This is a genomic window from Streptomyces sp. NPDC051913, from assembly GCF_044593635.1.
Lineage (GTDB): Bacteria > Actinomycetota > Actinomycetes > Streptomycetales > Streptomycetaceae > Streptomyces.
Genome location: NZ_JBIUCI010000008.1, coordinates 33343 through 55225 on the forward strand (window position 1 = coordinate 33343; position 21883 = coordinate 55225).

Annotated in this window: 18 protein-coding genes, 1 pseudogene and 3 CRISPR repeat arrays (1 of these 22 cut by a window edge); of the genes and pseudogenes, 8 read left to right on the forward strand and 11 right to left on the reverse strand. The window is 68.7% G+C overall.

Annotated features, from left to right (window positions below):
• A CRISPR array of direct repeats spans nucleotides 1-1333; the repeat unit is 29 nt; unit sequence GGGAACAACCCCGCGGGCGCGGGGAGCAG (it extends 40 nt beyond the left edge of the window).
• A 91-nt stretch (nucleotides 1334-1424) separates the two neighbouring features.
• From cas2e to ACIHIX_RS24405, 10 genes and pseudogenes are all read right to left on the reverse strand, one after another.
• Complete coding sequence (gene cas2e / locus ACIHIX_RS24360) at nucleotides 1425-1787, reverse strand: type I-E CRISPR-associated endoribonuclease Cas2e (RefSeq protein WP_399959496.1); 363 nt, start codon at nucleotides 1785-1787, stop codon at nucleotides 1425-1427.
• A complete protein-coding gene (gene cas1e, locus ACIHIX_RS24365) occupies nucleotides 1784-2752 on the reverse strand; it encodes a type I-E CRISPR-associated endonuclease Cas1e (protein ID WP_399959498.1) in 969 nt (322 codons plus the stop codon). The genes cas2e and cas1e overlap by 4 nt, the downstream gene beginning before the upstream one ends.
• Complete coding sequence (gene cas6e / locus ACIHIX_RS24370) at nucleotides 2749-3537, reverse strand: type I-E CRISPR-associated protein Cas6/Cse3/CasE (RefSeq protein ID WP_399959500.1); 789 nt, start codon at nucleotides 3535-3537, stop codon at nucleotides 2749-2751. Before cas6e ends, cas1e begins: the two co-directional genes overlap by 4 nt.
• Nucleotides 3537-4262: a type I-E CRISPR-associated protein Cas5/CasD gene (gene cas5e / locus ACIHIX_RS24375; protein WP_399959502.1), complete on the reverse strand. Its 726-nt coding sequence runs from the start codon at nucleotides 4260-4262 to the stop codon at nucleotides 3537-3539. Before cas5e ends, cas6e begins: the two co-directional genes overlap by 1 nt.
• Complete coding sequence (cas7e, locus tag ACIHIX_RS24380; RefSeq protein WP_399959504.1) at nucleotides 4259-5452, reverse strand: type I-E CRISPR-associated protein Cas7/Cse4/CasC; 1194 nt, start codon at nucleotides 5450-5452, stop codon at nucleotides 4259-4261. Before cas7e ends, cas5e begins: the two co-directional genes overlap by 4 nt.
• A complete protein-coding gene (casB, locus tag ACIHIX_RS24385; protein ID WP_399959506.1) occupies nucleotides 5449-6126 on the reverse strand; it encodes a type I-E CRISPR-associated protein Cse2/CasB in 678 nt (225 codons plus the stop codon). Before casB ends, cas7e begins: the two co-directional genes overlap by 4 nt.
• Complete coding sequence (casA, locus tag ACIHIX_RS24390; RefSeq protein WP_399959508.1) at nucleotides 6123-7841, reverse strand: type I-E CRISPR-associated protein Cse1/CasA; 1719 nt, start codon at nucleotides 7839-7841, stop codon at nucleotides 6123-6125. Before casA ends, casB begins: the two co-directional genes overlap by 4 nt.
• A complete protein-coding gene (gene cas3 / locus ACIHIX_RS24395) occupies nucleotides 7834-10644 on the reverse strand; it encodes a CRISPR-associated helicase Cas3' (RefSeq protein ID WP_399959510.1) in 2811 nt (936 codons plus the stop codon). The genes casA and cas3 overlap by 8 nt, the downstream gene beginning before the upstream one ends.
• A gap of 834 nt (nucleotides 10645-11478) precedes the next feature.
• A CRISPR array of direct repeats spans nucleotides 11479-12849; the repeat unit is 28 nt; unit sequence CTGCTCCCCGCACCCGCGGGGATGGTCC.
• A 289-nt stretch (nucleotides 12850-13138) separates the two neighbouring features.
• Nucleotides 13139-13586: direct repeats of the CRISPR family, unit length 29 nt; unit sequence CTGCTCCCCGCGCGTGCGGGGATGTTCCC.
• A gap of 75 nt (nucleotides 13587-13661) precedes the next feature.
• Nucleotides 13662-13989: pseudogene (locus tag ACIHIX_RS24400) on the reverse strand (DUF6879 family protein).
• On the reverse strand, nucleotides 13986-14273 hold the full coding sequence (locus ACIHIX_RS24405) for a hypothetical protein (protein ID WP_399959511.1): 288 nt from the start codon (nucleotides 14271-14273) through the stop codon (nucleotides 13986-13988). Before ACIHIX_RS24405 ends, ACIHIX_RS24400 begins: the two are co-directional and overlap by 4 nt.
• Before the next feature lie 22 nt (nucleotides 14274-14295).
• Between ACIHIX_RS24405 and ACIHIX_RS24410 the strand changes: the two genes are divergently transcribed.
• Nucleotides 14296-14958, forward strand: coding sequence for an HAD family hydrolase (locus ACIHIX_RS24410; protein WP_399959513.1), 663 nt, complete (start codon nucleotides 14296-14298; stop codon nucleotides 14956-14958).
• Here ACIHIX_RS24410 and ACIHIX_RS24415 read toward each other — a convergent pair.
• Complete coding sequence (locus ACIHIX_RS24415) at nucleotides 14939-16165, reverse strand: helix-turn-helix transcriptional regulator (protein WP_399959515.1); 1227 nt, start codon at nucleotides 16163-16165, stop codon at nucleotides 14939-14941. The two genes, ACIHIX_RS24410 and ACIHIX_RS24415, sit on opposite strands and share 20 nt — an antisense overlap.
• Before the next feature lie 755 nt (nucleotides 16166-16920).
• On the opposite strand from ACIHIX_RS24415, the gene ACIHIX_RS24420 reads away from it, so the two are divergent.
• The 7 genes from ACIHIX_RS24420 to ACIHIX_RS24450 all read left to right on the forward strand — a co-directional run bounded on the left by ACIHIX_RS24420 (nucleotide 16921) and on the right by ACIHIX_RS24450 (nucleotide 21790).
• Complete coding sequence (locus tag ACIHIX_RS24420; RefSeq protein WP_399959517.1) at nucleotides 16921-17403, forward strand: ATP-binding protein; 483 nt, start codon at nucleotides 16921-16923, stop codon at nucleotides 17401-17403.
• Nucleotides 17400-17948 (forward strand): hypothetical protein, encoded by a 549-nt coding sequence (locus ACIHIX_RS24425; protein ID WP_399959518.1) that lies wholly within the window; start codon nucleotides 17400-17402, stop codon nucleotides 17946-17948. Before ACIHIX_RS24420 ends, ACIHIX_RS24425 begins: the two co-directional genes overlap by 4 nt.
• Nucleotides 17949-18135: 187 nt before the next feature.
• A complete protein-coding gene (locus ACIHIX_RS24430; RefSeq protein WP_399959520.1) occupies nucleotides 18136-19545 on the forward strand; it encodes an ATP-binding protein in 1410 nt (469 codons plus the stop codon).
• 62 nt (nucleotides 19546-19607) lie between these two features.
• Nucleotides 19608-20093: a roadblock/LC7 domain-containing protein gene (locus tag ACIHIX_RS24435; RefSeq protein ID WP_399959522.1), complete on the forward strand. Its 486-nt coding sequence runs from the start codon at nucleotides 19608-19610 to the stop codon at nucleotides 20091-20093.
• Nucleotides 20093-20530, forward strand: a complete 438-nt coding sequence (locus ACIHIX_RS24440) for a DUF742 domain-containing protein (protein ID WP_399959524.1) — start codon at nucleotides 20093-20095, stop codon at nucleotides 20528-20530. The genes ACIHIX_RS24435 and ACIHIX_RS24440 overlap by 1 nt, the downstream gene beginning before the upstream one ends.
• Complete coding sequence (locus ACIHIX_RS24445) at nucleotides 20508-21146, forward strand: GTP-binding protein (protein ID WP_399959526.1); 639 nt, start codon at nucleotides 20508-20510, stop codon at nucleotides 21144-21146. Before ACIHIX_RS24440 ends, ACIHIX_RS24445 begins: the two co-directional genes overlap by 23 nt.
• Nucleotides 21146-21790, forward strand: a complete 645-nt coding sequence (locus ACIHIX_RS24450) for a GAF domain-containing protein (RefSeq protein ID WP_399959528.1) — start codon at nucleotides 21146-21148, stop codon at nucleotides 21788-21790. The genes ACIHIX_RS24445 and ACIHIX_RS24450 overlap by 1 nt, the downstream gene beginning before the upstream one ends.
• Nucleotides 21791-21883: the final 93 nt, after the last annotated feature.

Genomic DNA, 21883 nt, shown 5'->3' on the forward strand with positions numbered 1-21883 from the left:
ACGGCCGCTGTCCGACTGGGTGGGAACAACCCCGCAGGCGCGGGGAGCAGTGGGCGTGTCGCCGGGCCGCCCGGCCTCTTCGGGGAACAACCCCGCGGGCGCGGGGAGCAGACCGCGATGGGAAGCGCCAGGAGCCGGTCGCCGGGAACAACCCCGCGGGCGCGGGGAGCAGGCCGACCTGGGCGAAGGCTCCGAGCCGTGGGAGGGAACAACCCCGCGGGCGCGGGGAGCAGCATCGGCGGTACTCCTCCGGCACCTGGCCGGAGGGAACAACCCCGCGGGCGCGGGGAGCAGCCGTACACCATCACGTAGTTCTCCTGTGTGGCGGGAACAACCCCGCGGGCGCGGGGAGCAGCGCACCGCGTAGGCGGCCGTCGTGCTCGCCGTGGGAACAACCCCGCGGGCGCGGGGAGCAGCTGTGCGCGCACCACGTGCTCGGGTACGCGCCGGGGAACAACCCCGCGGGCGCGGGGAGCAGCGAGGAGAAGGCCGTCCGCGGCCGCCGCATCGAGGGAACAACCCCGCGGGCGCGGGGAGCAGCCGAACCTGCTCACGTCGGTGCGGTACGTGAAGGGAACAACCCCGCGGGCGCGGGGAGCAGTTCGCGTGGAACACCACTTGGCGGTTCTTCTCGGGAACAACCCCGCGGGCGCGGGGAGCAGGTCGTTCATCGGCCGGCGCTCCGCACGCGCATGGGAACAACCCCGCGGGCGCGGGGAGCAGTCGTTGGCGGCGGCCCGGCGCAGGATTCTCTCGGGAACAACCCCGCGGGCGCGGGGAGCAGGCCCCGGCGGATCTTCCGGACCGACAGGCCGAGGGAACAACCCCGCGGGCGCGGGGAGCAGGTCGGCGGCGGTGTCGTCGCGGCGCGGGAGGCGGGAACAACCCCGCGGGCGCGGGGAGCAGGCCCGCTCGAAGGTGGCCTTCGACGGCACGCCGGGAACAACCCCGCGGGCGCGGGGAGCAGGCCCGCGTTCCCCACCAGTTCCTGGTGCGCGTGGGAACAACCCCGCGGGCGCGGGGAGCAGTGCCGGGTGAGGGGGCGCGGGGTGGGGTCGCCGGGAACAACCCCGCGGGCGCGGGGAGCAGGCCTGGGACAGCAGGCGTACGGCCCGGGGCTGGGGAACAACCCCGCGGGCGCGGGGAGCAGTGGACCAAGGGTCGCAGCATGGAGTGCGGGATGGGAACAACCCCGCGGGCGCGGGGAGCAGCACTTCACCAGACCATCCACGGCCCCTCCACGGGGAACAACCCCGCGGGCGCGGGGAGCAGCTCACAGCGAAGCACATAGCCGGGGGACGCTGGGGAACAACCCCGCGGGCGCGGGGAGCAGACTCTGCGACCAGGAGGTTTTCCTCAGGTAGCACCGGCTTTCAAGCACTTTGCGAGAAACGGGCAATCGCCTTGAATCGCATGAAATCTCGTCATCGTTTACCGAAGCGGCGTCGTTTTGCTGCCTTGCTCCATCCGGGAGAACCAGTGTCGGCACGAGTCGATTCGTTGGGCGAGGGAGTTGGGTTGGGGCGGCAGATCAGTGTTGCACCGTCGTGGTCGGTGGGGTGCCATGCGTGGTCGTGGGTGAGGAAGGTGAATCCCTGTTCGTTGTTGGTGGTGTGGGCGAGCAGGGCGCGTCCTTGGTTTGCGTACTGCTGAACTTCCGTCCAGAGCACCTCGCGGACACGGGCTGAGGGGTTGCCGACGAAGACTCCTGCGGAGATCTCCAGGAGCCAGCGTGTAAGGAAACCTCGCAGGCCTGCGGGGCAGTTGGTGAGGACGATGACGGTCACCAGGCCACCTGCTCGTAGTCGCCGGTGGCGTCATGGTTGAAGCCGGAGGGCAGCTGGCGACCACCGTCGCTCTGAAGAGTGACGACGTCTCGATCGGCGCCTTGGTCGTCAGGGATGTCTCCTTGCGGCAGGAGTAGGCGTTTGATGTCGTCGACGCAGCGGTTCAGCAGCGATGTTTCGTTGATGCGGTCACGGAGCGCGCGGCGGGTGCGGGGGCCGACGTCCTCTTCGTCCTGTGCGGCGATATCGAAGGCCAGCGGGATGCCGATCTCTGTTTTGTAGAGGTCGGCAATGTCGAGGACGAAGGACAGTTCGTGTCCGGAGTGGATGAAGCCGAGGGCTGGGCTGCAGCCCAGTGAGGTGACGACGGCGTGTGCGATGCCGTACATGCACTGGGCTGCTGCGGTGATGGCCTGGTTGACGGCGTCTGTGGCAGTGAAGTCGCCGGCGACGTACTGGCGGCCGCGCCAGGGCACGCCGGTGCGGGTGGCTTGGGCGCGGTAGCAGTCCTTTAGCCTGCGGCCCTCGCGGCCGAGGAGTTCGTGGCGGGTCAGTCCGGCTGGGTCTTCGTCGGGAAAGCGCAGCTGGTACATCGCGCGGGCTACCGCGAGACGGCTGCGTGTGTTGGCCCACTGGCGTGCCTGGGCTTCCATGAGGGCTGAGGAGCGGCTGAGGGCGCGCCCGGCGGCGTAGTAGCGCACGCCGTGTTCGCCGACCCAGCAGACGGCTGCTCCGGTTTCTCCCAGGACGCTCATCGCCTGGTGGGTGATCCGGGTGCCGGGGCCGAGCAGGAGGGTGCCGATGGTGGCGGAGGGGATGTGGGTGGTGCCCTCGGCGTCCTGGGCGGTGATGGCGTTGGCGTCTCGGTGGACGGTGCAGCGTTCCAGGTAGATGAAGCATGTGCGGTCGGTGGTGCGGGTGAGGTGTCGCGGGGTGAGGGCGGTGCGCTTGGAGACGGTGGTCATGGTGTCTGCCGTGGGGGTGGGGTGAGGGGGGCCAGGGTGATCAGTCCGCAGCCGTAGGCCTTGGCCCGGCCGAGGCCCTGGGTGAGGGTGCGGCGCAGTACGTCAGGGTCGGTGACTTCGAGCCGGCCGTCGAAGGTGACGGTGACGAGGGTGACGGGCCGCCCCTGCGGGTGTGCGCTGGCGCTGCGTGCCTTGGCGAAGGACAGGGCTTTGTGGTCGCGGACGGCTACCTCGTAGCGGTCGCCGTGGTGTTCGTGTTTGCCCTGGTGCGTTGTGCCGCTGGGCAGAAGTCGCTGCCCGTCTTCCTTCTCCAGGATGCGGAAGCCGCACTGTTCCTGGCGTTCGAGCAGCCATCGCATCTGGTGGACGGGGGTGAGGTGGGCGGTGATCTTGCGGGGCTCGCTGGAGTTGCGGCGGGTGGTGTGGACCGGGTTGGCGGTCAGGCGGAAGGCCCATCGGTCGCCGGTGGTCAGCTTGTCCAGGAGCGGGGTGTAGGGACGGGTCTGCCAGCCGGGGTGGTCCGGATCGGCTGCGGTTGGCCAGCCTGCCTGTTCGACGAGGTGGGTCAGGTCCGGGCGGTCGGGGCTGACGATGTAGAGCAGTACTTCGGCGCGGGCCTGGGTATCCAGGCGCCACAGCACCCGTGGAGCGTTGGGTGGGGGTGGGTCGCTGGGGAGCAGGGTGGGGAACGATGCCATGACGGCTGCGTGCAGGGCCTGCGGTGAGGAGAGCAGGCGCCTGGATCCGGGGCGCGCGGTGTTGACGCGGAAGCGGGAGAGGAACATCAGCTGCTCTCATCCTCCAGTGCTTCGAAGGGGTCGTGCCGCACAGGGTCCGGCGGGGCGCTGGGCAAGGTCACCGTGGTGGTGATGAGGGTGCGCAGGGCGTGGCGGCGGTGGGTGGCGGCGAAACTGAGTGGCTGGTCGCGCAGGGTGTCTGCGGCAGTGTGCTGGTTGCCGGGTGGTGCCTCGCGCAGGACGGTCAGGGATTGCTCGTGTTGCGGGCGGTGCTGCTTGCGGTACCAGGGGGATGCCTGCCAGGGCACGTCCTTGAGTACTTGTTCGAGGTGTGTGTGCGGGTACAGGCCGAGTTCGACCGGTTGGGCGGGTGGGCAGGAACGGCGTCCCAGGAACGGCGTGTACACCGGGGCTTTGAGCGCGGCGTGCAGGGCAGCGAGGAGGGTGTTGTCGCCCTCGATGGCGGCGACGAAGACTGCGTCGGCGAGATAGAAGCGTTCCGAGAGCGGCATGGATTTGCCGGTGACGGCGTGGTGCGCGGTCTGGAAGTCGCGGATGCGGGTGCCGGGTTGGTCGATGCGGACGCCGAACCGCAGGGCGGCCAGGGGCGCGAGGGCTGTGTCGTCGCCGCGTTCGATGCCTGCGGCCGCGGCGAGCAGGCCGATGACGCCGCTCTTGGTGGGGGCGGACTCGGTGGTGCGGCGGGTGAAGCGGGATGTGGCGCCCCAGGACTGCAGCGGGCCTGCCAGGCGCAGGGCGAGCACGGTGTTCATACGGGCTCGTCCAGGCGTTCGGTGACGGCGCGGCCGACCGCGGCCACCAGGTCGGCCAAGCTGGCGGATTCGGTGCCCAGGTCGCCGATTTTGAGGGTGTTGGGCCCTACGCGCAGGACCCAGGTCTGGGTGGATTCCTGGTGGCCGTAGGCGCGTTCGATGTCCGGAACGTAGGCGGCGAGGCGGTCGGAGGCTTCGCGCAGGTGTCCGCCTTGGTCGCCGCGGACGGGTTCTTCGAAGGCGGCGACGAAGCTGATCGGCCGGGTCGTGCGGAGCTTGACGACGAGGGCGTCGGGCAGGGTGTGGTGCCCGAAGGTGTTGATCTTTCCGGTGGGCAGTGAGGCGGCGAAGCTGTGCACGAAGGCTTCCACGGCCCGGCGCACCGGTTCGGTAGCGGGTTCGTCGTCCCGCAGGCCCTGGCCGAGGTTTTTGGCGAGTTGGTGGATGCCGAGGGCGGCGTAGCGGTAGAGGGTGGCGGAGTTGAAGTCGATGGTGCCGATCATTCCGGCGCCGGTCTCTTCTTCGGTGTTCTCGTCGTCGACAGCGGTGTAGTAGTCGGATTCGTTGTCCACCCGGTGGACGCTGATGGCGTGGGCGACCTGGACGGCGGCATCGACGTTGTAGTCGGCGGCATCAGCGACCATGCGGCCAAAGAGGGCGATGTCGACGGAGTGCCGGCTGTCGGCGATCTCCTTTGCTGTGTCCTTGTTCGTCTTGTCCTTGAGGAATGCGGTGATGTCGGCGGCGCCGTCGATGGCGAGGCGGGCCAGGCCGTCCAGTTGGCGGGCGCTGAGGAAGACCAGGTACTTCGCCTCCGGTGGCGGCGCGGTGTCGCTGTCCTTGGCCGCGCTGGCCTTGCGTTTGGGTACCTCGGTCTTCAGGCCGGTGGCCTTGACCACCTCGTCGGTGAGCAGCACGGCTGTCTCACCGCTGAGGGAGGGCTCGAGCGCTGTGATCCGTTTCGCGATGACTTCCACGATCTTCTTGGTGCGCACGCCGAGCTCGCTGGGGTCGAGGAGGCGTTCGTCATCGAAGTAGGTGCGGGTGGCGCGCTTCCATGCCTGGCTGGAGACCCGGGCGCGGGGGACGCCGCCGTAGACGGCGGTCTTGGGTGCGCCGGTGTCGTCGCGGTTGAGGTTGCTGGGCGGGACGGTCTGCAGGGCGTGCACGTCCAGGAAGAAGCGGTTCACGAGGGGTCCTTGTCGCTGTCGTCGGATGCGGTGGAGGCGGCGCCGGCGTCCGCATCGTGGGTGGCCGGTTGGGCCCCGGCGTGGAAGGAGCGCCCCCACTCACGGCGGACGGTGTCGGCTCCGCCGGGCCATTGCCAGGTGTAGAGCTGTCCGGCGAGCAGGCCGTAGTCGAGCGGGATGTCCGCGCGGCGCAGCAGGACGATCAGGTCCCGCAGCCGCTGGGACAGGGCCCCGAGGTCGGCTGCGGTTCCTGCCCGGATCAGGCGTTTGCGTACCGGTTCGTCGATGGCGTCGGGCGGCATCAGCCGTCGCACGGCCGCGCCCAGCCCGGTGGGGCGCTGCACGGTGTGAGGGCGGTGCATCCGTGTGCTGCGGGACTGCTGATGCAGGGCCCACAGGGTGAGGGCCGCGTGCAGGGCATCTTCGGCGCGCGTGAGCTGCTGCTCGCCCAGCAGTGGTGCGCTGTCGGTCTTGTGGTGCAGCGGTGTGGTGTCGACCAGCGTCCACAGGTCGGGCAGGTCTGCTGCGGAGCGCCCGGCACCACGGCGCAGCCTGGCGAGGGCGGCCACAGCCGTGGAGCGGTCTTGCAAGTAGCCGTCCTGCCACGGGGTGATCCGCGCGGCGGCGAGTTCGGCTACCCGTGTGCGGGCCGTCGGCGCGGCGGTGGTGGTCATACGGGCTCCTGCAGGTCGGTCAGGGTGAGATCGAAGTGGGCGGGGCCTTGCAGTCCTGGCGCGGCTGTCGTGTCGCTGCCGTCGGGGTGAAAGGGCTGGCCCAGGACGGTGGCCAGGCGCCGGCGGAACCATTTGTCGGCCAGACCCGCGTTGAGCCACAGGGTCCCGCTCTTGGCCGGGATGGTCCTGCCCTGCCAAGCGGCATCCCCCGCGCCGACGATCAGATGATTCCCGAGCCGGCCGAGGACGGCGCGCACCTCGCGCTGCCAGGCGCGGCGCTGCTCGAGCGGGTCGCCGGTGCCGACAAGGGCGGCGACCCAGGCCCGGTAGGGGTTTTCCAATGCGGTGAAGCCGAGTTCACGTGCTGCCGCACGGGCTGCTTCCCGTTGGGATCCGGCCGCGCGGGCCAGGTCGGTGGCCAGGTCGCCCAGCGCCCGTACGGCCAGGTCGGCGTCCTCGGCGGCTCCGACCGCCTGCTGGGCGCTGAGGCGGTCTTGGCGGTGGAGCAGCACGATCGGCATGGTGACGTGGTCGTCGACCACCTCATCGATCACGGACTGCTGTGTCCCGTACCGGGCACCGATGATGCGGGCCCGGATGAGGAAATCCCGCGGCAGTTCGCCCTCGGTGACCAGGCGGGCGATCCATTCCAGGATTCCCGGGCGCAGGAACAGGGCGGCTTCCTCGCCCTGGGCGGTCTCCGACCGGTCGGCGATGAGGGAGGCGATGCCTCGCCAGGCCGCGCGCGCCGGATCGTGTTCCCGGGGCAGGTAGACGGGCGACTGGCGCAGCTTCTTCTCCTGCGCCGTACTGCGCCGCCACGCCGTCATGGGTTCATGCCGGTGCATGTTGCGGGCGGTCAGAGGGTCGCCGTAGCCCAGGACCACACCCGTGACGGCGCCGTCGCGGTGCTCAAGGCGCACCCTGCGGGTCTGCCAGGTGTACAGATCGCGCACTCCGGTCGGCTGGCGTTCCGATCCCCCAGGAGGGCTCGGCTCGCGTCGCCAGGCGGGCCGGTCGTTACCGGTGAACTCCAGTTCCCCGGTGTCGGCCGCCACCAGATTCAGCAGCAGCGTCTCGCGCAGCGTGTCGCCCTCAGCGAAGACTCCTCCCAGCCCGCCTGCCCAGCCCGTACCGAGCGGGTACACCTTGCCTGCCTTGACGCGATCGTCGCCCACCGCACCGGACTTGATCCCGGAGGTGTCATAGGCTTGGGCGTGAACGAGCCAGCGGGCGGCCTCCGCGTACGTGAGCCGTTCGACGGTGGGCATCCGGGCGGTGAAGAACGGCTCCCCGTTGGGCACATCGGCCACGATCCGGTTCAACGAGGACACCTCGTCCTTCGCGGTCCGCAGTCCGGCGGTCTGGAAGAACGGGGCGGCCGGGGCGAGCAGGTCGAAACGCCGGCGGTGGGTGTCCAGATAGGCCTCGACCGGCGCGAAGCAGTCAGGGGCGGCCCACAGTTCGCTCCACTCGTCGATGTCCCTGGGGCCCTCAAGGGCATCGTGGGCGATGGCCAGCAGCAGACGCAGCAGGGCGAACTCCTGGGTGGGCAAGTCTCCCGCGAGGCGCCGCACCTGCGCGGCCTGGGCGAAGACCTGGCCCAGCGAAAGGTCTTCCTGTGTGCCGTCGCATCGCAGGACCCCGATCCAGGGCTGGGCTGTCAGATCGAATAAGGGAACCTGGGCCGTGCTGTCACCCCTTGGTTCAGGCACGGGTCACCTCCAAACCATCACGGGGGCTGTAACGGAGTGCGTAGCCTGCCAGTTGGGTCTGACAGTCCTCATCGAGGGCAAGAATCAGCTGGCCGTCCAGCCACGGGCAGTCCTTCCCCTGCCACGCGCGCAGGTGCAGCTGCTCAAGTTCCCCGATCGCCGCCTCCAAGGTGTCGGCGTAGGAGAACTGGATCGGCAACCGCAGTGCGCAGCTCGCGGCCGTGCGGGCCGCAAAGGGTGTGGGTGTCTGCTCCTGGGGCAGGTCAAGGCCGCCGCGCCGACGGCCCCTGCGGTCCGCTTGCAGCCACGGCAGCGTGGCAAGCGTGCCATCGGCCCGCCGCTGCACGACGATCACTTCCAGGCTTTCACGGCTGTCACGCACCTGCGCGCGACCGGAGCGGGTGTCATCCGCGTCGCCGACGCCGGCCGACACCCAGCCGAACAACGGCCGTCCCGGCCGACCGACGTCTGCCAGACGGAACACCGACGCCCGCTGCGCCTGATCGGCCCGCTGCTGCTCGAACCCGTAGCGCGCCTTTTCCAGCGCCGGTCCCCAACTGTCCGGGGCCAGCGGCGTGTCGGCATACGCACCCTGCACCACAGGGCTAATGTCCGCCGGCAGCCCAACAGGGCGCCGCCCACCACTATCGAGATAGGGCAGCAGCACCGCAGCCGACCTCAGCAGCGCGTACTGCCCGTACACCGCGACCGAGCCACGCACCGGCTCGGGCACCTGCGCCTCCCAGTCCGCACCGGTCACAAGGCACCGGGCCGCCTGAAGCCGAGCGGGCCGCTCGCTCTGGCTCACGCCGCGCTGATGGCGATGCAGCCGGCCCATGCGCTGCAGCAGCAAGTCAGCGGGACACAGGTCGCTGACGAGGAGATCGAAGTCGACATCCAGGGACTGCTCGGCCACCTGACTGGCCACCACAATGTGGCGCTGCGCAGGTCTGCCCGACGTCTTGCCCGGCGGGCCGAACCGCTCCAACAGGTCCCTGTCCTTGGCGGCCCGGTCGACGTCCACGAAACAGGAATGCGCCACCGTCACAGCGTCGTCGCCGAACCGCTCCCGCAGCACGCGCGCGGCCTCCAGCACACGCCTGACCGTATTCCGCACAACCAGCACGCACCCGCCCTCCGCCAGCTCCTGCTCGAGCCGGTCGGCCAGCACATCCACACCGTCCCCAAGCCGCTCCACCCGTACGTCAGTCGCACGCCCCGAGGCAGCAGGACAGCTCACTACCGGCGTGCCGCCCGGCGTGACCGCAGTGAGCAACGGATACCCCCGCTCTGCCTCCAAGTCGGCGCCGGGCGCTGGCCTGTGCGTATGCGTCACGCCGGAATAGGCCTCGACCAGCTCGCGCCGGCGCCCCGCGGGCAGGGTCGCGGACAGGACGATCACCGCAACCCGGTAGGAGCCCAGCCAGGACAGCACCCGGTCGAGGTAGACGCTCATGTAGGTGTCGTAGGCGTGCGCCTCATCGATCACCACGACCTTGCCCGCGACGGCCAGGTGGCGAAGGGCCAGGTGCCGGCTCTTGAGCCCGGCGAACAGCAGCTGATCCACCGTGCCGGCCACGAAAGAGGCCAGCATCGCCCGCTTACGGCCACGCAGCCAGGCATGAGCCACCAGCTCGGCGCCCGCCGACCGTCCGTCCTGCCCCAGCCGCCGCAGTGGGGGCACGGCGCCGTCCAGGTCGATGGCCATGACACGGCCGGAACCGGCCATCAGACTCGCGAAGTCGTCGTTGAGGGCCGCCTTGGAGTGGGCAAGATGCACGGAGTGCCGCGCACCGGCGTCGTGGGACATCCGCTTCAGCCAGTCCAGCAGCCGGGGGAACATCGCATTGCCGGTCGCCATCGTCGGCAGCGCGAAGAAGAGACCGCCCGCCCCCGAACGCGCCGCGAAAATCTCCGCCACGGCCAAAGCCGCCTCGGTCTTCCCCTCCCCCATCGGCGCCTCGATCACCATCAGCCCCGGCCCGTCCATCTCACGGGCCAATCCCACAGCCGCCTCCTGCACCGGACGCACCCCCGCCCCCGCAGGCCACCCGAACCGGGAAGCGAACAACTCGTCCGCCCCCTCGAGGGGCTCCACAGCCCGCCACGACGCCGGCAGATCCAGACCCCGCCACGCGGCAGCCAGACGCTCCTCATCACTGCAGGACGCCGCATCGGGAAAGTACGGAAAGAGATCGGGATTGCTGGCGATCCAGTCCGCCACAATGACCAACGCCGTTAGCAGCACCTGGACAGGCTGCGGCAGCCGCACCGCCCGCCACGCCTCCAAACGCCGCACCACATCAAAGCGCTCCGCACAAGCATCCAGGAACTCCGTCTGCACCTGAAGCCACAGCTGGCTGCTCGGACCCGGCGTCCGCAGCAACTCCTCATGCCCGTACAAAGCCTTGATCTGACCATGCTCCGGCGGCACACCATGATGACCACCGACAGCCACAGCGAACTGACCTGTCTGCTTCGGCGCCCACCCGTGCCGCTCCTGCAGCCACTCGGCCACCAGCACCTGACCGGCCAGCCCATGCGGAGCCAACCGCCGATCCGCACCCATCGCCCGGAACGACCGCATGTCCAAACCCCTGGACCGCATAACTTCAGCTAGCCCATCGACCTGACAGGCAAACGCGGGAGTGGCCTTACCGATGTCATGCACACCAGCTAGCCACACCACCAGCCGCCGGCCATCCTCCTCACCACCCGGCAACGCCTCAGCAATCAACTGCCGCACATTGCCGGCCAGCCACTCATCCCACAACAGACCCGCTACCGCCGCGGCATCCTCCATATGCCGCCACAACGGCAGCCACCCCTCCGTGTCACGGTCATGCTTCGCCCACACCGACCGCGCCGCCCCCTGCAGCCGTGACCGCAGACCAGCACGACCCTCTCCCCCACCAGCCATGCCACATACCTACACGCACACCCCAACAGAGCAGGCCACATCACAAAAACGAGCCCGCACCCCGACCAAAACCCCCCGAACAGCACACCCCCAACACGCCCAGACCGTAAAATAGACCGTTTAGCACCACCCAAAACCAGAGGCCAAACCCCTCCCCACACTCGCGGGAAAGCTCCCCTGGCCGCGGTGATGGTGACGTAATGAACGTTCCGCTCCCCACGTCCGCGACGGCGTAACCGAACCCGGATGTCCCCCACATGAGAGCGGATTCGGCCGGGTGGGACCTGCCCCCACCCGCGGGGCTGTCCCCCCGGATCCGGTCGGCCGGATCCACCGCCGACCGCTCCCCGCGCGTGCGGGGATGTCCCGCGTCGTCCAGCCAACAGACCCGCACCTCTCCCTGCTCCCCGCACGTGCAGCAATGGCCCCGACGGCGGACAGTTTCCTGCCGCCCCACAGGCCTACTCCCCGCACCCACGGGGGAGATCTCCTGCTGCCAACCACGGCGAGGTTGACGTCCTCCCGCTCCCCTTACCTGTGAGGTTCCCGCCCGTGTCAGCTCCAGAGTCCGGCCGCGCACCTACCCCCCACACCGGCAAGGATGTTCCCGAGTCCGGCGCGAACGACGCCCACCTACACCAAATACCCCATTTTTCGGTTTCAGTGAAAGTGAGTGAATGTCTCCGCCTCGGGATCTAGAGTCGCAGGTCAAGCAGTCTGCTCCCCGCACCCGCGGGGATGGTCCCATCTACATGAGGTGAGGAGGCTCCGGTGCGCTCTGCTCCCCGCACCCGCGGGGATGGTCCCCATGCTGATGCGGCTCAACAGCGACCCCAAGACTGCTCCCCGCACCCGCGGGGATGGTCCCTCGAACTTGCATATGCCACTTGATGTTTTGTCCTGCTCCCCGCACCCGCGGGGATGGTCCCGTGTGAGGCGGCCACAGGACGTATCCCGGGGGCTGCTCCCCGCACCCGCGGGGATGGTCCCTCCCTCTGGCCGGGCCGGGACCCCGCGCGGTCCTGCTCCCCGCACCCGCGGGGATGGTCCCGTCGAGGTGGTCTCGCTCAAGGACATTGAGGCCTGCTCCCCGCACCCGCGGGGATGGTCCCTGTTCTCGACGGACGAACTCTGGGCCGTCCGCCTGCTCCCCGCACCCGCGGGGATGGTCCCGAGGACGACGTCGCCGCCGTACAGGCCGACCTCTGCTCCCCGCACCCGCGGGGATGGTCCCTTGGTGTGGGCGGACTGCCGGGTGATCCCGTCCTGCTCCCCGCACCCGCGGGGATGGTCCCTTTCCCTCAAACCACCCGAAACAGGGAATATCCTGCTCCCCGCACCCGCGGGGATGGTCCCGGGTCGGCGCCGTCGTCCGGTTGTGCCACCGACTGCTCCCCGCACCCGCGGGGATGGTCCTGAAACTGGTGACACGGGCACAGCTCGGCTGGCCTGCTCCCCGCACCCGCGGGGATGGTCCCGAGTTCTCCGCAGCGCGAAACCGGAAGTGCCGCTGCTCCCCGCACCCGCGGGGATGGTCCCGGCAGCGTGAACGACCCGTAGTCGCGGCCGTTCTGCTCCCCGCACCCGCGGGGATGGTCCCACGCATGCCCGGCAAGACCTTTGAGCCCACCACTGCTCCCCGCACCCGCGGGGATGGTCCCTCCCTCGAAGTCATGTACGCGATGACGCACACCTGCTCCCCGCACCCGCGGGGATGGTCCCCGGGCCGACCGGACTGTGGAAGCGGTCGCCGTCTGCTCCCCGCACCCGCGGGGATGGTCCCACCGTGCCCCCGGCCGAGGAACACTGGGGACACTGCTCCCCGCACCCGCGGGGATGGTCCCCTGGTGGAGGATGCCCCGGCGCTGGCCCGGCACTGCTCCCCGCACCCGCGGGGATGGTCCCAAGCCGATTCAGGGCGAGGACTTGGAGCGCGACTGCTCCCCGCACCCGCGGGGATGGTCCCCAGATGTACGAGTGGCAACCCTGTGCGAAAGTCTGCTCCCCGCACCCGCAGGGATGGTCCCGACCATCGCTTTCGCGCCGACTTGCCCTTGCACTGCTCCCCGCTCCCGCGGGGATGGTCCCCCAAGGGACTTCACCTCGAACGTGTCCAAATCCTGGTCCTCGCAATAGCGGAGGCTTCCCGTTCACTATGGAGAGCGCCAGCAGCAAGGCTGCACCGCCCCGTCCACGCAAGGATGTGACCTGAGCAGACACAGGAAGGAGAACGCGACTCGCCTCGGGACCCCACCTGCCAGGGCACACTCAAGCCCAGGGCGAGCAACCCCATATAGGCTAAATACGCCATTCTTCGGTTTCCGGGAAAGTGCATGAAACCCTCCACTCCGGGCCGTAAAGTCGCAGGCCAGGAAGACTGCTCCCCGCGCATGTTCCCGAGGGCGAGAGAGAGGCCGTGAGGACCGCTCACTGCTCCCCGCGCGTGCGGGGATGTTCCCCACACCGCGTTGTCAGTGCCGCGTGGCACACTCTGCTCCCCGCGCGTGCGGGGATGTTCCCGGCACCACCGTCGTCTCCGGCACCGCAGGCGGCTGCTCCCCGCGCGTGCGGGGATGTTCCCGTGTCCGCGATCTTCGGCGTGCAGTTGGTGACCTGCTCCCCGCGCGTGCGGGGATGTTCCCGATCGTTGCCACTGTTGCCCGGACCGCCCAGACTGCTCCCCGCGCGTGCGGGGATGTTCCCTGTTCCTCCGGGGCGTCAAGGTCCCGGTAGTCCTGCTCCCCGCGCGTGCGGGGATGTTCCCTGGACGGTGTTAAGAGCCGGGGGAGCCTGGCTCTGCTCCCCGCGCGTGCGGGGATGTTCCCGAGAAGGCCACCAAGATCTCGGACATCGTCAACTGCTCTCCGCACTCGCGGTTGATGGTCTCAACGATCACCGGTTCACGCCCGGTAATCCGACCTGCTCCCCGCGCCTGCGGGGATGTTCCCAGCCCCGACACCCGCCCCGACGGGTACGGGCTGCATGTACGGCGTACGCGGCTCGGTGACCACACGGACCCGTCGGACCGTCTTGCCCTCTCCGGTGGCGCGTTGTATGAGCCGGCTCCGGGACTTCATGTACGAGTAGTCGACGGGCTCGCCGCTACGCCAGCTCGTACGGGCCGTCTTCGCCGGGGACGGAGTAGTCGTCTCTCAGCTCCAGGTGGAAGGCGTCCGGGGTGAAGCTCTCAAAGAGTCGGTAGCGCTGGGCACTTGAGATCAGCTTCACGAGGTCCCTCCGCTAAGCCTAGCGATCGCGGTCCCGGGGACCTCGATCACGGTCTCGTAGTCCCACCAATTCATCTGGCTCAGGGCCTCGGGATCGGTCACCGCACGTCCCTGGACGACGACGGTCCCACCAGTCATGAAGATCTTGATCGGCTCCTCGATTCGCCTGATCTCTCCAGCCGTAAGCCATCCTCTTGAGACCATGTCCCGTCTGGCCGGCAGGAGCCGACAGTCGGCGTAGGGAGAGGCAACCAGGCAGCCAGCCTGCGCAAAGAGCTCGTCCACGTTACCCGGCTACCCTGCCGTCATGATTCGTGCAGTGGTTTTCGATGTCGGCGAGTGCCTGGTGGACGAGACCCGGGAGTACGGAACGTGGGCCGACTGGCTCGGCGTGCCCCGGCACACCTTCCACGCGATGTTCGGCGCTGTCATCGCCCAGGGGCGTGACTATCGCGAGGTGTTCCAGGAGTTCCGGCCTGGTTTCGATCTGTACGGGGAGCGCGAGAAGCGGGCGGCCGCTGGGCAGCCGGAGTCGTTTGGCGAGGACGACCTCTATGACGATGTACGAACCGCGTTGACGCAGCTACGGGCGGATGGCTTGTGGCTCGGCATTGCCGGCAACCAGACGATTCGGGCTGGCAAGCTCCTGCGTGAGCTGTTCTCCTCCGACGTCGATTTGATTGGTACCTCGGACGACTGGGGTGCGAGCAAGCCTGATCCTGAGTTCTTTCATCGTGTTGCTGAGATCGTCCCCTTCAGCAGTGAGGAGATCTTGTACGTCGGGGACCGCGTCGACAACGACCTCCGCCCGGCGGTCTCCGCGGGGATGCAAACCGCTTTGGTGCGCCGTGGTCCGTGGGCCACGATTCAGTGGCGAGACGCGGAAGCCGAGAGGCTCCCGACGTTCCGTGTCGAGAGCCTCTCGGAGCTATCGGGTCTGATCCACAACTTCAACGACTCAGAGCGCTGACGGTCGTCGACCACCCGTAGAGCCGGTCGTCGAGGTCTCGTACACATCCTTCGTGCTGGTGCGGCGCCAAACTGCGCCGCACTTCTCGAATGCGGTCCATGCCCGTGGCGTACCAGGTCTTCTCTAGTTGATCGAGGGCACGCAGCGCGTAAGCGCAGGCCTCTTCCGGTCGGCCTGAGGCTGCTTCAACTGCAGCCAGGTCCCCAAGGACAACGGTGAGTTGTTTCTCCTCACTCGGTTCCAGGGCGGACAGCACACCAAGCAGGGTGTCGCGCGCTTGGGGCAAGTGGCCGGCTTTCAACTGCGTGTTGCCTTTGAAGGCCGCGAGCCGGACCGGGCTGAACCAGTCCAGCCATGGTGGGCTCTCGTGCTCGGAGTCGGCGGCCAGCATGTCTTCGGCGTGCCCGATCAGATGGAGGGCAGTGCGGGTGTTGCCACATCGGGTTTCACATTCAGCCTCCACCGCGTCCAGCCATGCGAGCAGTTCGGCGGATGCCGGGCCCCGCCGCGCGTAGGTACGCGCAGCCACCAATCGTTCGACCGCGTCATCACGACGCCCTTCCCAGCCGGGCACGAAGGCGGCGTGCGCGAGGGTAGCTGCGCCCAGCAACGGGTCGTCGGCCTCGCTGGCTGCTTGGAGTGCGCGGAGCAAGGTTTGGCCTGCGCGATCGGCTTCACGCATATCGAAGAACTCAATGCGCCCGGCGAGGAGGTAGGTCTCAGCCAGCGCTGCAGCGACAGCACGCCTGGTCTGGCCTGCGGTTTCGGTCAGCAGTGCGCACCCGAGTGTGGCGTGGGCAAGCGCCGATGGATGCAGGATGGCGGGGGCGACGGACCAGTAGAGACGTCGATGAGAGCGCGTCACCGCCGCGAAGTCCGCGGCTACCGTTGGGGGCTGGGTGACGGCTGTCTGTGTCGGTACTGCAGCGAGGCCGACTGCCGCTGCGGTCGCCGACAAGACGGTGCGACGGCCGCTGGTGGACTCAGCGCTGTGAGGTGCGGTAAAGCCCAACGCTTCGAGTTCCTGTCCGAGTTCACGCGTCAAGGCCTGGGCCTGTTCCGGATGAGGCCACGGCGGGTTGTCCGACTCCCAGCGCCTCACTTGGCGGACACCGACACGGAGAGCATCGGCGAGGGCTTGTTGGGAGCTGAAACCAGCCGCTACCCGGGCTGCCTTGAGTCGCTTGTTGCCTGTAGGCCTTGGCACTACTGCACCTCCGTGTCCAACACTGCAGCCAGTTTTACCTGAGGCCCTCTATATAGCCAGGAATCACGGGATTGGGCCAAGAAAAGTCCTCTTAGAGGCACCTGAAAGGCCTCTCAAAGTCCTCGTTTGTGACGACTAAGAGGACCAGGCTGGAGCTCACCCAATAGCGGACGCGGAGAGGAGCCCTGATGCCAACCAGACGTCTGCCAACGACAGTCGGACTTGCGCTGCGCGACACCAGTCGAGAGCGGAATGCGATCCGTGTGCACCAGCCTCTCGGAGCCGTTGCTATGACGATCCTGAGTAGCCGTTGCGGCGCTGTCGTCGAGCGTCCCTACGCGAAGGTCGTCTACTACTTGGTTCCTGTTGGCACGGCATCGCGATGGGGCCTCGAGTGCACTCGCGTGATCGGCGACCGGGGCACCGTGGCGATTCCTCGGGGGCGTCGCACTCAGGGTCACGGTCAGCACTGGCGAACATGTCCGGGAGACGGCAGTTGGCGCACCGGTGCCTCTGCTCTTCACGCAGCCCTTGAGGATTGTCTTGACCGCTGCCCTGACACTGCACGCTGCTGGCAGGACCGAGCATGCACCAGTGGTCTGGCGACGCGGCACACCGCCGCACCGCATCTCAACCGTCGATACGGAGCTACTCAACACCGGCCGGGAATGAGGGCTTACGCCCTTCCTGCGCCACTTGATTGGCCGACGACGGCAGACATCTGGTGGGTGCGGCGCCACACCGCAAAGGACGTGATGACGACGACAGCCGTACAACCCATCCGCGCCGTCTTTACTCACGACAGGGTCGTCGTGTGTGAGCGGTTCAAGGTCGAGCCTCACTGTGGCGCGGGGCCGCCCCGTGAGGACGCCGCGTGCCGTGTCGGTGCCATGCGCCGCCTTGTTGCCGCGCGGCTCGGGGCGTGTGGTGTGGGGGCCTTGGTTGATGAGGCGATGCTGATCGTCTCGGAGTTGCTCACCAATGCGTTGGTGCACAGCGGTACCAGCGAGGTCTCCTTGAACCTGGCCGTCCGCGAGGGCTTCCTGGTCATCACCGTCGTGGATGGCATGCCGGGTGCGGCGCAGCTCAAACAGGCCTGTGACGATGCCGAGTCCGGGCGTGGTCTTGAGCTCGTCGCGGCCGTGGCCGAGGCTTGCGACGGGGCCTGGGGCACTAGCGACGCGGGTGCGAAGACCTGGTGCTTCCTGGCGTTACCGGCCGCAGAGGAGCAGAGATGAGCTTCCACAAGCCGGGTCACGTGTCGTCTCCCGATGACGGCACGGTGGGCGAGGGCCATCAGTCACGCGGCGGCGTGTATAAGGCCGCGACTTCACTGCTGCCGCTGAGGACGGAGGTCGAGCCCGCCTTTTCGTGGAGGGTGTCGCTGGTGGCCAGTGCGGCTTGCGGTCTGCTGGCGCGGCAGCGGGTCCGGCCGGCGCTGACGATGGCGCGCTGGGAAGGCAATGTGGACATTGCTGCCCGTGTGGCCGACAAGCTCGTGGACAACGCCATCGTCCACGGCAAGCCGTTCGGCGACGGCACGGTCACCTTGCGTCTGATCATCGACGCAACGACCAGGGAACTGCTCATCGAGGTCGATGACGCCCTTCCCGACTTCCCTGACTTCGCGGCTGTCGTCAACCAGAGCAGCACGCTCCGCGGCACGCCTCCGGGTCTGTGGTGGGTAGCGCATTACCAGGGCCATCTGTCGTGGGACGTGATGAAGGCCGAAGACGGCCAGCTCTCAGGCAAGACCGTGCAGGCGATCCTCCCCGTCGCCTGAGCACGCGCATCCCGCACGACCACCTTCCCGTGCTCAAAACGACTTTGAGGATCCCATGCCTTCCCCTCAGCTCCATCTTCAGCCTCATCGGGCCTCACACACTCATCGCAGGAATAAGCGTCGCGCGCCCGCGGACCGGTTCGTCCAAGAACAGGTACGCGCAGCGGTCGTCGCCCCGCTGGTGATCGTGCTGGCTGCCCTGGGTGGTGCCGCCGTCGTCAAGTTGACTTTTCCGGTCTCGACCGGCGCATTGCTGGCCGCGGTAGCCGCAGGTCTCTGCGCTGCACTCGTGGTGGGCACCGTGCGGGGGCGGTCGGCGGCACGGACCGTGGAGCGGGCGTATGCGGTCGAGATGCAGCGGGTATTGGATGCGACTGCCGCGGTGGACAAGCTGGTGGCCTGGTCGGCGGAGGAGCTGCTGCGCGGCGGCAAGGTGTCGCTGCCCGATTCCGTCCCGGCGTTGGACAGGGCGGGCCTCGCGGATGAGGCGGTCGCACAGCTGGCCGAACTTCAAATACAGGCGATCGCCACCCTGATCCGCGTACACGACGAGTCCCAGTCTGCGGTGCTGCTTTCAATGCTGCACCAGTTCGCACGGCGAGAACACGCCTTGGTCGCACGGGCGTTGGAGAAGCTGGACCAGTTGCAGGAGTCGACGGAGGATCCGGGGCAGCTGGAGCTGCTGTTTGCGCTGGATCATCTGGTGACGCGGTTGCGGCGCTGGGTGGAGAGCAAGGCCGTGGTCGCTGGGGAGTCGTTGCGCGAGGCCCGTGAACCGGTGAGCGTGATGCAGGTGCTGCGTGGTGCGAACCAGGAGATCATGCACTACGCCCGGGTGACCGTTGCGGCCGGTACGGTCGGCACTTCGCTGGGCCTGCCGCGTCATGTGGGGCCCGACCTGACGCATTTGCTGGCCGAACTCATCGAGAACGCTACCCAGTTCTCCGATCCGGCTACGAAGGTGCAGGTGCGCGCCCAGCGAGTGGCCAGGGGACTTGAGATCGAGGTTGAGGACCGCGTCGTCATTCCGATGCGCCCCGAGGAGCGGGTGCACTGGAATCGCCTGCTGGCCGGGCCCGATCGGGTTGATGTGAGTGCCTTGGTCAGAGCGGGTCGAATCGGTCTGCTCACGGCGGCCGTGATCGCCCAACGCCATGGCGTTACGGTGCAGTTGGTGGAGAATCCGACGGGCGGGACGACGGCCCTGGTGGTCGTCCCGGACCGGCTCCTGGTGTCCTTGCAGGCCCCCGTCGCCTTTGGTGCCCATCATCCCGTGCCGCGGCCCGGGCGCCCGGCTCCGGCGTCCGCCCAGGCCACACGGGTGACAGACCGGGGGCCAGCACAGTACGCACCTGTGCCTGAACGATCAGCGCAGGCTCCCGAGGTGCACAGTGCCGCTCCGCCTCTGCCGCAGCGTGTGGTGTCGGCTCAGGCCGATGCGCCGACTGCGGACCGCGTCGGGCCTGCGGCGAGCCGGCCGCGCTATGCCCTGGCTGAGGCGTTCAGGGGCGCTATCGGTACTGACCGGACTCGGGACGCCTCGCCGCTGGCCCAGCCGGGGGTTTCCGGCACCGTGCCGCCGAACGGACGACCGTAACCCCCACCCTCCGGGGCCCGCGCCCAGTCGCGGCGGACCCCCATCCCTAGGAGCGTTTTTTAATGACCGACGACAACGGTGGCGACATCATGATCGCCGCCGCGTTCGGAGACAGGGCCGCCCAGGAGCAGATGGCCGGGCTGCTGGCGGAGTTCGTTCAGGCGGTGCCCGGGGTCACGCACGCGTTGCTGGTGTCCCGGGACGGGCTAAAGCTCGTGGACAGCGGAGTTTCCAGGACCTGGGCCGACAAGTGGGCGGCCACGCTCGGCACACTGGCGTCGCTGTGCGAGAACATTCCGGGCCCGCACGGTGACAAGGGCCGCCTGCAACTGGCCATGGTCGAGCGCGAGGACGCTTTGATCTTCGTGTCGATCGCCGGGACCAGTGAGGTCTTCCCGAACCATCCGGGCAACACGGCGGGCAAGGTCGACACGGTGCTCGCGGTGCTCGCCGAACCGAGTGCCAACGTGGGCACGGTGGGCTACGAGATGGGTCAGCTCGTGGACCGGTTCGCCCCGTACATGGTCACGGCCCTGCGCAGCACGTGATGACCGGGCCCAGCAGAAAACCACGGTCATCGGCCGCAAACGCTGGGGGCGCCTTCGTACGGCCGTTCCTCGTGACCCGGGGGCGGGTGCATGCCCGTCACTGGCTCAGCCCCGAGACCCTGGTGGAGGCCGGGCCGGGCAGAGCGGGACCAGGGCTGGCGGAGGCAGAGTACGGGCAGCTCGTGCAGTTGTGCCGTGAGCGGCGCCGGTCGGTCGCCGAGCTGGCCGGCACCACTCGACTTCCCCTGACCGCGGCCCGGGTGCTGCTCTCCGACCTGCTCGACGCCCGCATCCTGGTGCTGTCCGTCACCGCCGCCTACGCGCCTGCTGCCGACCCCGATTCCAAGGCCGGGGACCGTCCTACTTCTCAGCTGCTGGAGGCAGTCCGTGCTGGTCTCGCACGCAAGTGGTCCGATGTCCCCGCCAGGGCCTGCTGACACGCCTGGCGAACCCGCTACGGTTCGCGCGGCCGGCGGCCCTGCGGTCCTGAAGGTCCTCGTCACCGGAGGGTTCGGGGTGGGCAAGACGACCGCCATCGGCGCGGTCAGCGAGATCGAACCGGTCTCCACCGAGGAGTACCTCACCCACCACAGCGCCGCCACCGACAGCCTGGACGGGGTGGAGGCGAAGCACCGCACCACCGTGGCCTTCGACTTCGGCCGCATCAGCTTCCAGGAGCCGGTGCCGATCGAGCTGATGCTGTTCGGCACACCAGGCCAGGACCGCTTCATGGACCTGTGGGACGACCTGGCGCGCGGCGCGGTCGGGATCGTGGTCCTTGCCGACACCCGTCGGCTGGAGTCCAGCTTCGATGCCGTCACGTTCTGCGAACGCACCCGGCTGCCGTTCGTCGTCGCCGTCAACCAGTTCGACCACGCCCACCGCTACCCCCTCGCCGCGATCCGGCAGGCCTTCGCCCTCACCCCGCACGTGCCCGTCGTGACCTGCGACGCCCGTGAGGCGACCTCGGTCGCTGCGGTCCTGATCCACCTCGTCGACCACGCACTGTCCCTGCTTTCCGCCTCATCCCCTTCCACCTGTCTGGACGTCTGATGACCCACCACACCACCCCCTACCCGCCCGCACCCAGCGCTGGCAGCGGCTTACGTCCTGCTCTCGGCCAACAGGAGGTGATCGTCCCGCAGCCGGGTGCGATCCGCCCGGGCCAGGAGGTGCTCAGCGCGGCCCAGGCCAAGGACATGGCCGAACGGCAGGCCCGCGCGGACCTCCTGGCCCGCCTGGGCATGCCCACCAGGCCGGACGACCGCATGGACCAGTTCGCGGACCACATCGCCGATACCACCGGCATGCTCTACGGCTTCGTCAACATCTTCCTCACCGAGCAGACTTTCGTCGGCCTGCACAACCCCCCGCCCGACACCGGCTACATGATCCTGGGCCGCACCATGAGCCTGAACGACGGCTGGTGCCCCGCAGTGGTCAGACGCAAGAAGGCACTGCCCCTGTGGGACGTCCATGCCAGTTCACTCTTCAGCGGCAACCTCGTGGTCGACATGGTCGGCATCCGCTCCTACTTCGGCGCCCCGCTGATCGTTGAGGGGATCGTGCTGGGCACGGTGTGCGCCATAGACCCCGACGCGCGCCCCCGCACCGACGCCCAGCACCTCCTGGACGCGGTCAAAGACGGCGCCGACCTGGTCCTGAAGGCCCTCACCAGCGGCGCCCCCGCGCGCTGAATCCCGCCTCGCCCTCGCCCCCGTCCGGCACCCGCACGCCGGGGCCCCGGCCGCACCCCCGCCTTGCGACCCCACAGGGAAAGGGATCAGACC

What these genes read in the sequence shown, in the direction of transcription:
- cas1e (WP_399959498.1), bottom strand. Translation starts at nt 2,752, where the DNA reads ATGACCACCGTCTCCAAGCGCACCGCCCTCACCCCGCGACACCTCACC.
- casB (WP_399959506.1), bottom strand. Translation starts at nt 6,126, where the DNA reads ATGACCACCACCGCCGCGCCGACGGCCCGCACACGGGTAGCCGAACTC.
- cas5e (WP_399959502.1), bottom strand. Translation starts at nt 4,262, where the DNA reads ATGAACACCGTGCTCGCCCTGCGCCTGGCAGGCCCGCTGCAGTCCTGG.
- ACIHIX_RS24435 (WP_399959522.1), top strand. Translation starts at nt 19,608, where the DNA reads ATGACCGACGACAACGGTGGCGACATCATGATCGCCGCCGCGTTCGGA.
- ACIHIX_RS24440 (WP_399959524.1), top strand. Translation starts at nt 20,093, where the DNA reads ATGACCGGGCCCAGCAGAAAACCACGGTCATCGGCCGCAAACGCTGGG.
- ACIHIX_RS24445 (WP_399959526.1), top strand. Translation starts at nt 20,508, where the DNA reads ATGTCCCCGCCAGGGCCTGCTGACACGCCTGGCGAACCCGCTACGGTT.
- ACIHIX_RS24450 (WP_399959528.1), top strand. Translation starts at nt 21,146, where the DNA reads ATGACCCACCACACCACCCCCTACCCGCCCGCACCCAGCGCTGGCAGC.
- ACIHIX_RS24420 (WP_399959517.1), top strand. Translation starts at nt 16,921, where the DNA reads ATGACGACGACAGCCGTACAACCCATCCGCGCCGTCTTTACTCACGAC.
- ACIHIX_RS24410 (WP_399959513.1), top strand. Translation starts at nt 14,296, where the DNA reads ATGATTCGTGCAGTGGTTTTCGATGTCGGCGAGTGCCTGGTGGACGAG.
- cas3 (WP_399959510.1), bottom strand. Translation starts at nt 10,644, where the DNA reads ATGGAGGATGCCGCGGCGGTAGCGGGTCTGTTGTGGGATGAGTGGCTG.
- cas6e (WP_399959500.1), bottom strand. Translation starts at nt 3,537, where the DNA reads ATGTTCCTCTCCCGCTTCCGCGTCAACACCGCGCGCCCCGGATCCAGG.
- ACIHIX_RS24425 (WP_399959518.1), top strand. Translation starts at nt 17,400, where the DNA reads ATGAGCTTCCACAAGCCGGGTCACGTGTCGTCTCCCGATGACGGCACG.